Below are 12632 nucleotides of genomic sequence, written 5' to 3'. Positions count from 1 at the left end.
ATTTGTACCTCTCCCCGGATTCGAACCGGGACTTTACGGGGTTTAAAGCCGTTTTCTCTGCCAGTTGGAATAGAGAGGCATTGGTACGGGAAGAGGGCCTCGAACCCCCAAAACCTTGAGCCTAAATCAAGTGTGTCTGCCATTTCCACCATTCCCGCGAAATTTTTATAATGATACTTCATCAATGATCAATTATAATAAGGTTAGAGAAAGCCTGCCTATATAAAACTATGCCTGTAATTGTCTAAGATCTTCTTCGCTTGACAAACTTTTCTCTTTCCTGTTTTTCTGTGAATGATCAATCAATTTTATTTCTCAATCTGAACTTTCATGGTATCAATAATTCATCATTGATTTCTGATCATTCACGTTTGTACTCCATAAGGGAATCGAACCCTCGTCTTCCGGTAGAAAGCCGGATGCACTTGCCACTATGCTAATGGAGCGTTTTAAACCAACTGGCCAGGAATCGAACCTGAACAACAAGAGTACTTTTCCTGCATGCTGCCATTACATTATCAGCGGTTTTTGTGGAAGTAGCAGGATTCGAACCTGCTCAGCAATGAAGCAACAGATTTACAGTCTGCCCCGACTCTCCAACTTCGGTGTACTTCCGGTTTTTAAGTGATGAATGATTATTGATAAATGATATTTGATTGTCATTTATAACTTCTAATCTCTGACACCTAATTTCTTTTTGTGAAGAAAAACAAAGCTTGTCTTTAATTTTTTTAGTTTGATATAAGAACTTCTACGCTCGACAAACTTTTACTTTTTCTCCGGAACTAACTCTCATTTTAGTTATTTGAGATGGCTATGGGATTCAAACCCACTCAGTTTTCACAACGGTTTTGCAGACCGCCCCGACTCTTCCACTTCGGCGAACCATCAGATATGATTGTAAATGATAATTGACAGTTGATATTGAACTTATATTCTATCCAATTCCCAGTATTTAGCTTCTATAAAAAGAAAAAGGCTGTCGGTATTTTTCCGTATTTGGCGTAAAGATCTTCTGCTCTTGACATGCCTTTTTTCTTCTCTTTTGAAACAATTAACATTTAGTTTTCTGCGATTCTGGAAAGACTCGAACTTTCAACTTCCGGTTTAACAGACCGGTGCTCTGCCATTGAGCTACAAAATCTTTTTGTAATTCCGGAAGGACTCGAACCTTCAACCTTCGGTGTATCAGACCGAAACTCTAACCACTTGAGCTACGAAATCGTTTTTAATTTGTAAACAGTGAATTGTCAGGTCACTTTGCTGTCAATTTTTAAATTCACAATTTCACTATTCACTTTGCTGTCTGGAAAATAGGATTCGAACCTATGACCTCCCGCGTCCAAGGCGGGTAAACAACCACCGTTATCTTTCCAGTTTTGCAGATTCACTTTAGATTTCTTTTCCGGGAGACAGCCGGAGCTAAAATTTTCCATGAATCTTTGCGGTCTATGCGAGAATCGAACTCGCAGTGCCCAAGAGACAGTCGGGCAGGTTACCATTACCTCAATAGACCTTTTTGTGATCCCGACAGGATTCGAACCTGTAACCTACGGTTTAGAAAACCGTTACTCTCTCCAGTTGAGTTACGGGACCATTTGTAATCCCAGAAAGACTTGAACTTTCAACCCCCGGTTTAAAAGACCGGTGCTCTAACCTGTTGAGCTATGAGATTATATTACTTTGGGTATCTTCGGGGATCGAACCCTGTTCTCCGGTTCCACAGACCGGCGCTTTACCAAATAAGCTAAAGAAACCATAAAAAAAGCACCTCTTTTCGGGAGGTGCTGTATATATTCTGACGTAAGAGATCATTAGCTGACCCACGTATATAAGCACCTTTTATTTATAAATTCACTATTGAGAATACATGCATATCCTTTCGGCCCCTGTCCGTATAGTCTTGAATCCAGATTAGATATGTTATGTAATTGTTTCATTATATTTTTTGTTTAAAAGTTTTTGAATCCTGAAAACCTGTTGCTTTCAATTTTCGGTTGCAAAGTAAATATGATTTTTTTTAACTCACAAATTTATTTTTCATTTAAAATATTGAAAATCAATAAGTTAAATGTATTTTTTAGCATAAGAAATACCTGTCCGCAATTTCCTGCAGATGTCTTAAATACCTAAATGACTGTCTCTCACCGGGTTACTTATCACTCTTACTTATTGTATTAAATGTTCATCGTTAATTAAAAAATTTTCAATTTTATGGTTATTTTTTTTCATTCTAAATAATTTATGGCCTAAAAAACAAAAAACGCCCCGATTACTCGAGGCGTTTCTGTCTATTTTGTTTAAATTTTTACGGGTTTATTGTAAATAATTTTCAAAGCAAGCACATTTCGCCTCATTCCATATCATCCATTCATATCCGAATAATCCTTTTATTGAAGGGCTATCGCATAGATTTACATTGATATGTGCTCTTTGTAGTGTCATAATTTTTCTGGCGCAAATATATGAAAAATTGTTTTTGAGCAATGAAAATATGGCTTTATTCACCAGTAAAGGGGAATCGTTTTAAGGAATTAAACTGATAAAAGGTGGTGAATTCGAATCTTTAAAACCCTAATTCCTCAACATCTTATTTCTTCCTGTCTTGAACCTTGAAATATCTTTCAGGATTACACTGTCGTCAGGATTGAAATGTTTCAGTTCATTAATGATCTCGGAGCGGGTTCCTACTTTTTCGGCAATAATTTCATAAGCAATATTCCTGGTTACGGATTGCAGTTTAGGGTCTTTTTTAAATTCATGCTTCATGGCATCAAGGTAGATCGTCTTTTTATAGGAAGGAGTTTTCAGGTAAAGGTTCTGAATCTCTGCTTCCAGTTTTTTGACATCGAAAACATTGGCGAAATAATTATTCAGGCAGTTGAATGCGTCTTTATCTTCATTCCAGCCTTTAAGTAACACTTTCTGGGCTTCTTCCGGCTGTTCCATCTTTTTACTGTAGATCAATGAAGCTTTTACCATCTGGCTGTTGGCAGTATAATCATCGGCAACCATCTGATAATAGCTGTGAGCGTTTTTAATATCATTGATTTCTTTATACAGATCTCCTACTTTTTCTTTCTGCTGCATTTCTTTGTACAGATCTATTGCTTTTTTGTACTGCTTTGCTTTTTCGTAACAGGATGCCGCTTCGGATTTATTGTTTAATTTTTTAAGATAAACTGCGGCGGCTTCATTATAAAAACCACCGTCTTCCAGTGTCTTTGCACCGCGGAAATTGTCCTGAAGAAGGTTCATATATACTTTAGCTGCTTTTTTATAATCATTTTCAGCAATATATTTCTCGGCAAGCTCTTCGTATTTATTTCTGATCCTGTCGAACAAAGAGGTTTCCAGATAAAAATTTCCACCGCCAGAACCCCGTCTTCCCGAATTTCTCCTGTTCTGTTCTTTATCTTTTAAAGCAGTGATCACAAGCATAATAATAAAGGCTGCCACAAGAAAAATCACCAGTGTAACCACCACACTCCAAAAGCTTTCGTGAAACAGCTGTGCAGCAATCCCAATGATCTTAAACACTGTAAGGATCATAAATGCAAGCAGGAATTTGTCTATAAATTTCTGTTTATTCATCATCTTCACTGTTTAAAATGGTTTTATCTTCACTGAACAGACGGTAAAGAAGTAAGATAACACAGATCACCAGAATCCATACAAACCAGTTGTATCCAAACATATTGATCAGCGGATAAAACAGATATACGAGCATGGAAACAAGAACAGCAGATAAGATCAGCTTTACCCAGAGAGGTACATTATCTCCGCCAAGATTTAATGATTTCCTCTTGAAGATGAATGAATAAATACCCACTGCTCCAAACATAAAAATCACAAGATACAGGATATCCGAAACCGAAGTTTTCTTTTCCTGCGGACCGGAATCTGTCTCCAAAGTTCCTGTTTTTGAATCTTTAACCGGAGACGGAGGAAGCGCAGCCATATCTAGTGTTCCGTACAATTTCCCCAAAGAATCTGCTATGAGTGCCTGTTTTTTCTTTAAAATAAATTTTACAATCTCACCGTTAACAGGTTTTCCTTTGGTATATTGTTTCAGAGAATCCGAAATATGCCGTTTCATGGTTTCTTCCTGCTGAACAAGATGTTTCGTTATTCTTTTTGAGTAAATGATTTTCAGGGAATCTCTGCTGTTCTGCTCTCTGGCATTGAGTTTTTCAATATCATTTCCAACTTCACCAAGGTTTCTGCCTCCTGATTTTTTATATTGATCCCTCTCGTTTTTATCTTTTGACATGGCTGCACCTGCAGCAGTATATTCACTGGAAAGCTTTTTTCTGGTTTTTCCATAAATGGAATCAATTTTCATGTCAATATCCGTTACGCCGGATTGATAAGCAATTATATCAGCCTTCAATTTTTCATCGCCGTTCATAATTTTTCCGGATGAAACAAGAAAATCTTCTTTTTGGGTTTTGTCTTTATCCGAAGGCATAAAAATCCTGAAGAGTATAGCCAGTACGACAACTGACCAGAATATCCTGCGAAAATTACGGTTTCCTGCTGTTTCTTTTTTATTATCCGAACCTCCGAACAAGGTACTCAACCAACTCTCTCCAAAAGTAAATTTCCCAAATCCGTCACCACGTGAGGTTCCCATAATATCTAAAGGAACCCCCAATTCCACAGCTCTGTCTGGATATTTTTCTAAATATTTTAAGTATTTTTCAATTTCTTTTTTATTACCAGCCATAACCTTTTTGAGATCAAAAGGCAGGTTTTTCATCCACTCTTCTTCACTTTTAGGCTGCTGAAGTGTCGCAAGAACTTTTTCATCATCCATCTCAACGGCAAAGCTTTCGATATGTTGAGGAATTTTCACACCGTTCGATGGTTTTCGTACTTTTCCCTCTGCTATTTCCGGTTCCTGTATTACAGATAACCAGTCTATTTCTTCTGACAGTTTTACGAATCCAAACTCGGGATGCATGATTACAAACCTTGTATCAACAGACTGCCAGTCTTCCGGATTGATTTTAGGATAAAATATAGTATTTTCAGGAATAAAAAACCGATCGTCCACGCACTGGAAGTAAGCATTTTTTCCAATTTCCTGTGGAGCCTCATCATAAAAAAACAGCAGACATCCGTACAGAACATTAGGCTGATCTGCCGGAACAGCATAGGACTTTACTGTATTGAGATCTATTCCCAATATTTCCATTTCATGAAGCCATACATGCGGTGACGGGTCTTTGATTAAAAGGCCTTTTTTAGGATAGGTGTTTTTCGGAAAAGGTTTTATTCTAAGCTCCATAATCCAAAATCTGATCAATAAATGCTGTTAAATACTGGGAATACATTTCTTCCATGGTCTTTACTTTCAGCAAGGTCTGCTTCGGCAGATAATATTCCGAGCCTCCATATTCGGTATTGGTTGCCAGTGCCAGAAAACCATATTCCGTGGAGGGAATATAAAATGTAGGAATGCCAGTATTGCTGCTTTTAAAAGTAAGCATTCCGCGGGAATCTGTAATGACCTCGCTGCCATCCTGGAATGTAAATTTATTTTTATTCTGTTCTGCAAGAATCTTAACGGTAAATCTGTTCTTATAAAGGTTCAGTGAGTTGTCATATAATCTGCACAATTCATTTCCGGAAATAACGAGATTGTTATTTTCATTGATCCCCATTCTGTTGAAATTGCTGATTATTTTCATCCCGCTGCGATTCAGCTTGGCAACTTCTGTCTCCGCTTTTGCGATGTTTTTATCTATTTCACCATCATCGTTAAAGATGGATTCTACGGATACATTTCCTTCTAAATTGATTTTATAAAGAGAGGAATTCATAGACTGGTGCAGATAAAAATTTCTTCCGAAATAAATCAGATGATAAGAGTTGGGAATATTAAGCCCGGTGACATTCTGTTCAGAATATTCTTTAGTATTCAGGTTAAGCTTTGAAACCAGTTTTTTATCCGGCTGATACTGGCATAAAATAAAGTGTTGTTGCTTGTTTTTAGCTAAAGCAAACTGTCCTCTCGGTCTTACAGAAATATCTTCTATTAAAGCTTCGCATCCATGGTAAGTTTTATAGTAATCATAAGAGTTACGATCATAATAATTATCTGAAAGATAAGTTTTCAATAATTGCTTTTTTGAACTCAGAATGTAAAATTCACCTTCGTATAAAAACTGTGCAATCTTATTGGAAGGAGTCGGAAACAGAATCGGATAATTCTGTGGCAGGTCTGTTTTCTTCCCATTAATCTGCTGAACTTTTTGCTTTCGCTGCGGCGGATTGGCCCATAATTCCTGAAGCGGGAGTTTTATCTTCTGAATATGTTTTCTTGCTCCTTTATGATGTTTATAGAAATTCAGCTCACCATCTGAGGTTGTGGTGATCAGGAATTTCAGTCTGTCCCGGTTTTCGTGAATTACTTTTTGAATCTTCTCATCAGCCATGTTTTCCTGATGGGTGATGAAAAAAACTTCAAGGTCTTTTTCTGTGTGTTCTTCATTAAAAAATTTCTCCAATGCTTCCGAAACTTCAAGAACCGGACTTACCTGATTAAGGTTTTCAATAACCTCATCTGTTCTATCGAGAGAAATCTGAGTACCAGCCTGTCCCAATGCAAAAACTTTACATTCGGAATGAGCTTTCGGATGCTTAATCACTGCAATAGCTGATGCAAAAGCCATTACTTTTGGAGTTCCCCAGTTTCTCAGGGAAGTATCGATTAGGATGATGCGTTCAAAAATATTTTCTTCAGGCGGAATCTCTCTTTGAATATACAGTGCTTCATTATTGGCTACCCTATTCATAAAAACCTCATCATCATTGGCAAATTCAGAAAGAAGCATTCTGTGGAGATCTCCTTTGTTCGCCATATCGGAAATTCCTCCAATGGACTGTTCACCGGGAGAAAGGTGTTTCATAGGAATTCTGAGTCCGCTCCAGATTCTTTTGATCAGGCTTCCCACCTGAAAAGTTTTAGGTTCTTCGATCAGCTGCTGAATAAAATCCTTATCGGTCTCTATGGTGGTTTCTTCCTCCACTACTTCATCATCCAGTTCAGGTTCATCAATGTGATCCCGCATGGCATCAATAATAGACTGAGCGGTCGGGAATTTTTCATTGAGAAGATCAAGGGTGCTCAGATCCCTGTTAATGGCGGACGGTCCCGCATATTTCTTTTCTGCGCTTGCTGCCAGTACGTGGGGCCTTCTGTAGTAGATCGTAAGAATCATCTCTGCTTTTCCGGGAGCCATTATATTATGGGAATCCTGAAAAAGTGTCTGAAGCAGTATAATTCTGTTCTGTCCCTGTTTATATATTTTATTTAATGATCTCAGCTTTTCAAGAAATTCAATACTTTTTTCTGCTGTGAAATCAAAATTTCCAATGCTGTGAAAATTAGCTGTATGTTTTAAAGGTCTTGCAAAATCTGTATAGCCGTCCTGCATTGCATATAAAACCATCAGCAATGCTCCGAACGGAGGCCATCCGTACGGCTGAAGTTCTTTCAGAATCTCCATGACATATGGCCTGTAAGCTATAGCCCCAACTCCCGGAATGGAGATAAGGTTATTATCATGGTACCCGGAATCCCCGGCGATATCTTCGTCGGTCTCCCACTCCCAAAAGTAATTTTCGTATGACTGGAAATATTCGTTCAGATCCATTCTTTTGTTTTTTCAGTAAGACGGAATGAGCTTACAGACAGCTCCCTGAAGTCTTCTTTTTTTATGGGAAGATAGGTTCCGTCTTCGTTCCACATCAGCCATTTGTCAGACTCTTTATTATATTTTTGCTGCAGCAGTGAGCTTAAATTTTTAAATTCGAAATCAAAACCTGCAGGCAAAAGGTGTCCATCTCTGGTCCAGTATGTTTTTCCGGGCAGACTCAATAAGGGAGCTCCCAGGAACAAAGCTTTATCACCGATCACAATCCATTCGATTTTTTCAAGTTTAAATTTCGGTTGTGCAGGAATAGTTTGTTTAATCTCTTCTATTGTACTTAATAATGCCACAACAGAATGTTCTTCGCCACCCTGTATTAATCTGACCTCAATTTTTTCGTCAATTCCAAAATAATTATTGTTAGAAGCTGGAAAAGTAAGACGCAGTGCTTTATCTATTGGTGACCAAAGCAAAGCTGTCCTCGTCTTTTTGCTTGGTACCAGTGCTTCTTTTTTAAATAGAAGTCCTTCACGTAATTCGTATAGTACAAAATTAGGCAGCTGCTGGATATCTGCAGATACAGCCTGTTCTTCGGTGAAGCCTTTCAGCCACACTGTATCATCGTCCACTGCGATCTGAACATTTTTCCAGTCCCGGATAGAACCCAGAAAATCTTCATCAGCGCGGGGAAGTTCTGCCCAGAATTCTTTTATACGCTTTGAAGAATCTTCTGCCATAAGTTTTCAATTTCTTGCTGAATATATTGTTTCTGTTCCGGATTTCTGATCCAGTCGCAGCGTGTCTGCAGGTATCTCAGTTTGTCTTTGATGACATTCTGTTCTTCAAAACTGAGCATTCCGCTGTTCCACTTTTCCACCAGGATCTTTACATCTTTCATCACTTCCTCAGGATTCGGAGTTTTGTTCTGCATAGCCTGTGGATGGGATTTCGGATTATCATCTTTTTCAATGGTCCTGTTGATAATTCCTTCCAGAATCTCGATCTGCTCTTCCGTGTCCCAGATATGCTTCAAGACCCAAAGGTCGGAAAGCACAGCTTCATTTCTGCCACAGATAAGAGCGCTGGCTGCAATCAGATTTTGGAGTTTTACAGCTCTACGGTCGGAAATAGCAATTCCCGTATTTCTCAGACTGATAATGGTATTTAAATAAACTTCATAAATGGGTCTCAGGTCAATTGTTTTACATAGATTCTGAAGTTCCCTGATTTCATCCGCATGAATTTCAGGAATATTGGTTTCTATCTGGTTTTCGAGTTTTCTTCCAGCCAAAAGTACTTGCTGAAGCAGTTCAGGATTTACATAATCAACATTAATTCTAACCAGAAAACGGTCAAACAATGCATTTAGAGATTCATCTTCCGGAAGAACGTTACTGGCTCCTACAAACATAAGGGCAGGTAAATGTTTCGTTTCTTTTCCTCTTTTGAATATTTTTTCGTTCAGAGCTGTCAGAAGTGAATTCAGGATTGCAGAATTGGCATTGAAAATCTCGTCCAGAAAAACCAGCGATGCTTCGGGCATCATTCCTTCGGTATTGGTAAGAAGTTCTCCTTCTTTTAATTTCCGGATATCGAAGGGACCGAAAATTTCGTTCGGTTCTGTAAATCTTGTTAATAGATATTCAAAGTTCCGGCCGTCTTTCATGGTTTTTGACAACGTTCGTACAATCGCGGATTTTGCTGTACCGGGAGGACCATACAAAAAGGCATTTTCTTTTGCTAAAAGGCATATTCCCAACAGATCTACAACATCATTTTTTCCTACGAAAGTGTCTTTTACGTAGTTGAGAACGGTATTAAGTTTTGTAATATTTTGAGTCATCAGTATTTTATTTAATGAAAAATCTTAATAATAAAAAATATATGAATCCACTTATAATCAGTGACAGCATAAGATCAATGTAAAAGGTCAGCGGCAATTCAAAATACTTAAAAACCAATAAAAGATCTGCCACAATAATGACTATGGACAACAGTAATGCAAGATAGGAAGACAGCGAAGTAATGATCATCAGTACCGCAATTAAAATGAAATACATCATTGTAGCTGCCACTATAAAAAAGTATTTTCCATAAATCTCATACTGGCTATGAATGAATGTCACAAAATCCGAAAAATCCTGTTTTCCTGACATAAGATTCCAGGTATTGGTTCCTAAATCACTGAACATACTGACAGTATTATTTCCAAGTATAAGATTCGTAACCACAAAGAGAATCAGAAAAAAAATGGTTATCATCGTCTGGAAGGCGATATTATTTTTTTTGGTTTTTGCCTCATTCTGCTTTAGTTCCAGACTGTTCAGTATAGCATCTTCATCAGAATGAATGTTGACATAGCTGGAAAGTGGTATATAACCGAATTTAACCTTAACATTGTTTCTGAGGGTATAAGAATATAACGGTTTTGAGAATGACATAAACATATGAATCTCACTCACCTTATTTTTAAAGATGACCTTTTGGGCGTAATATGCCAAAATACCGAAAATAAAAAAATAGGAAGCTGTTACAAAACCAATTGTAACTGCGGTATTAATCTCCATGTTCAACAATCTTTAAATCTCTCCAATATGTTTCTTTGTGTAATCCGAATTCTGCAATCAGCAGTTTATTAATATAAGGAATTTCTGCCAGTTCATAAGCTTTCTTTTCAACAATTCTTTCCAGGTATAATTTCCGGTAAGTTTTGTCTTTCAGTTCTTTTTCCCAGTTGATTTTTTCCAGATTAAGATGATACCCAATCCCTGAATAATGGAATTGTGTTAAAATATTTTCCAGAATTTTAACCAACGGATCATTAGGATCAGCAGTATGCAACAGTGATGCTATCTGGGGCAAAAATCTTAATGACAGATCTGCCGATAAAATAGATGATGTATCATATGGTGCTTTCAACTTTGGAATCAGTTTATCCAGATCTTTTGCCGTATTCTCCCTGATAAGATAGAGCTGAGCACTGTAATACAAAACCTTTGCAGCCCAAACCGCCGTTTCTTTCTGACAATGGATTTCCGAAGACAAAAATTCAAGTCTTTCTTTTTCGAATTCTGTTTCAAAATAATCTCCGGCTTCCTGTTCTTCTTTTTTTGAGATCTCCTGCAAATTTGAAAAAACAGTAATGCAGCTGCTTTTCCGCAGCAAAAAAATAGTGTCTAAAAATGGGGATTTAGGTTCCATCATCTAACAAAAATAAAACTATTTCGCAGAGAATAAAACTTTTATGTGAGTGATTAATGTTAAATAATAGTTCTTTTTTATAATTTACAAAAACATTGATTCAGTTGGAGCTAAGATGTTGTTATTTTATGGTTTTGCTCTCGCAGATTTAGCTGATAACGCAGATGATTGTGCTTAATTTATTTACATTCATATAAGCTTCGTAAGTTTTAAAGCTTCATAGAGGTAAGCCTATTCCAGCTTTCGGCCCGCGTCTTCGACGCGGGCCGAAAGCTGGAATGAAAGCTGCATTTTTTAAAATTACATATCAATCGGTTATTTCAATAATGTTATTTTCTGGATCGAGAATGACACTTTCATAGTATCCGTCACCTGTTGTACGTGGTTCTCCGGCAATGGTATAGCCGTCTTTTCTTAAAATTTCTGTCAGTTCATCTACTTTTTCTTTACTTCCTGTGGAAAAAGCAAGATGAATAATCCCGAATTGCTGGGATTCGTAGGAATTTTCACTTTCCTTAATATCCGGTCTGGTCATCATCTCGAGGCGGCATCCGTTTTCAAAGCTTAAAAAATAAGACTGAAACTGTTTTACAGGATTGTGATACTTTTCATTGGATACAGCTCCAAAATATTTCTGATAGAATGCTCTGGTCTTTTCCAGGTCTTTTACCCAGATGGCAACGTGTTCGATTTTCATTGGTGCTTATCTTTTAATTTTTAGCTAAAATAGTAAAGAAGGCCTGGAAACACTTCTTCTCTGTTATTTCTTTTTGATACTGTATTTACATAATTATGATTTTATATTCTCTCCTTGATTAGGTAGGTTTTGTCTGTGAAATCCATAAAAATGTCCCTTTTCATTAATCACCCCGTCAGATTTTCAATCTGCCACCTCTCCAAGGAAAGGGAATTTATCTCCCAAAAACGTATCATACTGAACAAAAAACCTTTGGGTGTTTCAATCTAAAAGTTGTTATCTTTGTCCCTTCAAAATAACATTATGAGTATTCACATCAGTGCAAAAAAAGGAGAAATTGCTAAAGTAGTATTACAGCCGGGGGATCCGCTCCGTGCACAATATATTGCTGAAAATTATTTGGAAAATGCTAAACTGGTCAGCAAAACAAGAGGAATCTTTTATTATACCGGTCTTTATAAAGGCAAGGAAATTACTGTAGGAGCCAGCGGAATGGGCTTTCCAAGTATTGGAATCTATTCTTTTGAATTGTTTACAGAATATGAGGTAGATACTATCATCAGAATTGGGACTTGCGGAGCTTATACCACAGATCTTAAACTTTTTGATATTTTAAATATTGAAAACGCAGCAAGTGAAAGTACCTACGCAAAGTATGCATGGGAAATTGAAAATGAGATTCTTCCTCATCAGGGAAATATCTTTGAAACCATTAACCAGACTGCACAGGAGCTTTCTTTAGCGGCAAAAGCAATCAATGTACACAGCAGTGATATTTTCTACAGAAAAGATCAGAATATTCCAGCAATTGCTACAAAATATAACTGCCCTGCTGTAGAAATGGAGGCTTTCGGATTATTTGCGAATGCTCAGTATTTAGGAAAAAATGCAGCTACAATCCTTACGGTAACGGATATCATTCCTACCCATGAAAAGATTTCTGCTGATGAGAGAGAGAAAGCCCTTAAACCAATGATGGAGCTGGCTTTGGAATCTGCATTAAAAAGTCTTTAAAAGAAAAAATTAAGTTGCTGTTTTGCAGCTTTATCATAAAAAAAGAGCTTTACTTTGTG

General features: G+C 37.3%; 9 protein-coding genes and 12 tRNA genes. 1 reads left to right on the top strand and 20 read right to left on the bottom strand.

Annotation, left to right across the window (positions count from 1 at the left end; genetic code table 11):
• Positions 1-5 precede the first annotated feature (5 nt).
• The 20 genes from ACQWU4_RS12975 to ACQWU4_RS12880 form a co-directional block, all read right to left on the bottom strand.
• Positions 6-79: transfer RNA gene (locus ACQWU4_RS12975), tRNA-Leu, on the bottom strand.
• A 2-nt stretch (positions 80-81) separates the two neighbouring features.
• Positions 82-158: transfer RNA gene (locus ACQWU4_RS12970), tRNA-Leu, on the bottom strand.
• A gap of 216 nt (positions 159-374) precedes the next feature.
• Positions 375-446, bottom strand: a tRNA-Glu gene (locus tag ACQWU4_RS12965).
• 85 nt (positions 447-531) lie between these two features.
• Positions 532-615 (bottom strand) — tRNA-Tyr (locus ACQWU4_RS12960).
• Positions 616-808: 193 nt separating this feature from the next.
• Positions 809-890 (bottom strand) — tRNA-Cys (locus ACQWU4_RS12955).
• 182 nt (positions 891-1072) lie between these two features.
• Positions 1073-1144: transfer RNA gene (locus ACQWU4_RS12950), tRNA-Asn, on the bottom strand.
• A 6-nt stretch (positions 1145-1150) separates the two neighbouring features.
• Positions 1151-1224, bottom strand: a tRNA-Ile gene (locus ACQWU4_RS12945).
• 81 nt (positions 1225-1305) lie between these two features.
• Positions 1306-1377, bottom strand: a tRNA-Pro gene (locus ACQWU4_RS12940).
• Between the two features lie 68 nt (positions 1378-1445).
• Positions 1446-1516 (bottom strand) — tRNA-Asp (locus tag ACQWU4_RS12935).
• Between the two features lie 6 nt (positions 1517-1522).
• A tRNA-Arg gene (locus tag ACQWU4_RS12930) sits at positions 1523-1596 on the bottom strand.
• Between the two features lie 5 nt (positions 1597-1601).
• Positions 1602-1675, bottom strand: a tRNA-Lys gene (locus ACQWU4_RS12925).
• Between the two features lie 10 nt (positions 1676-1685).
• A tRNA-His gene (locus tag ACQWU4_RS12920) sits at positions 1686-1758 on the bottom strand.
• Between the two features lie 816 nt (positions 1759-2574).
• Positions 2575-3597, bottom strand: coding sequence for a hypothetical protein (locus ACQWU4_RS12915; protein ID WP_429936176.1), 1023 nt, complete (start codon positions 3595-3597; stop codon positions 2575-2577).
• Positions 3587-5293 carry an APC family permease gene (locus tag ACQWU4_RS12910; RefSeq protein ID WP_429936175.1) on the bottom strand — a complete coding sequence of 569 codons (1707 nt, stop codon included), beginning with the start codon at positions 5291-5293 and terminating at the stop codon, positions 3587-3589. Before ACQWU4_RS12910 ends, ACQWU4_RS12915 begins: the two co-directional genes overlap by 11 nt.
• Positions 5283-7664 (bottom strand): hypothetical protein, encoded by a 2382-nt coding sequence (locus tag ACQWU4_RS12905; RefSeq protein ID WP_429936174.1) that lies wholly within the window; start codon positions 7662-7664, stop codon positions 5283-5285. Before ACQWU4_RS12905 ends, ACQWU4_RS12910 begins: the two co-directional genes overlap by 11 nt.
• A complete protein-coding gene (locus ACQWU4_RS12900) occupies positions 7655-8398 on the bottom strand; it encodes a hypothetical protein (RefSeq protein ID WP_429936173.1) in 744 nt (247 codons plus the stop codon). Before ACQWU4_RS12900 ends, ACQWU4_RS12905 begins: the two co-directional genes overlap by 10 nt.
• Positions 8371-9504 (bottom strand): AAA family ATPase, encoded by a 1134-nt coding sequence (locus ACQWU4_RS12895; RefSeq protein ID WP_429936172.1) that lies wholly within the window; start codon positions 9502-9504, stop codon positions 8371-8373. The genes ACQWU4_RS12900 and ACQWU4_RS12895 overlap by 28 nt, the downstream gene beginning before the upstream one ends.
• A 7-nt stretch (positions 9505-9511) precedes the next feature.
• The gene (locus ACQWU4_RS12890) at positions 9512-10228 is read right to left on the bottom strand and encodes a hypothetical protein (RefSeq protein ID WP_429936171.1); all 717 of its coding nucleotides are present in this window, start codon (positions 10226-10228) and stop codon (positions 9512-9514) included.
• Entirely contained in the window at positions 10218-10862 is a 645-nt protein-coding gene (locus ACQWU4_RS12885; RefSeq protein ID WP_429936947.1) for a hypothetical protein, read from the bottom strand. Before ACQWU4_RS12885 ends, ACQWU4_RS12890 begins: the two co-directional genes overlap by 11 nt.
• Before the next feature lie 307 nt (positions 10863-11169).
• Positions 11170-11559 (bottom strand): VOC family protein, encoded by a 390-nt coding sequence (locus ACQWU4_RS12880; RefSeq protein ID WP_429936170.1) that lies wholly within the window; start codon positions 11557-11559, stop codon positions 11170-11172.
• Positions 11560-11862: 303 nt separating this feature from the next.
• Here ACQWU4_RS12880 and deoD point away from each other — a divergent pair, with 303 nt between their 5' ends.
• Positions 11863-12573, top strand: coding sequence for a purine-nucleoside phosphorylase (gene deoD, locus ACQWU4_RS12875; RefSeq protein WP_429936169.1), 711 nt, complete (start codon positions 11863-11865; stop codon positions 12571-12573).
• Positions 12574-12632: the final 59 nt, after the last annotated feature.

The sequence above is a fragment of the Chryseobacterium sp. MIQD13 genome (genome assembly GCF_050496705.1).
Taxonomy (GTDB): Bacteria; Bacteroidota; Bacteroidia; order Flavobacteriales; family Weeksellaceae; genus Chryseobacterium.
This window is presented reverse-complemented; position numbering and strand designations above follow the sequence as displayed.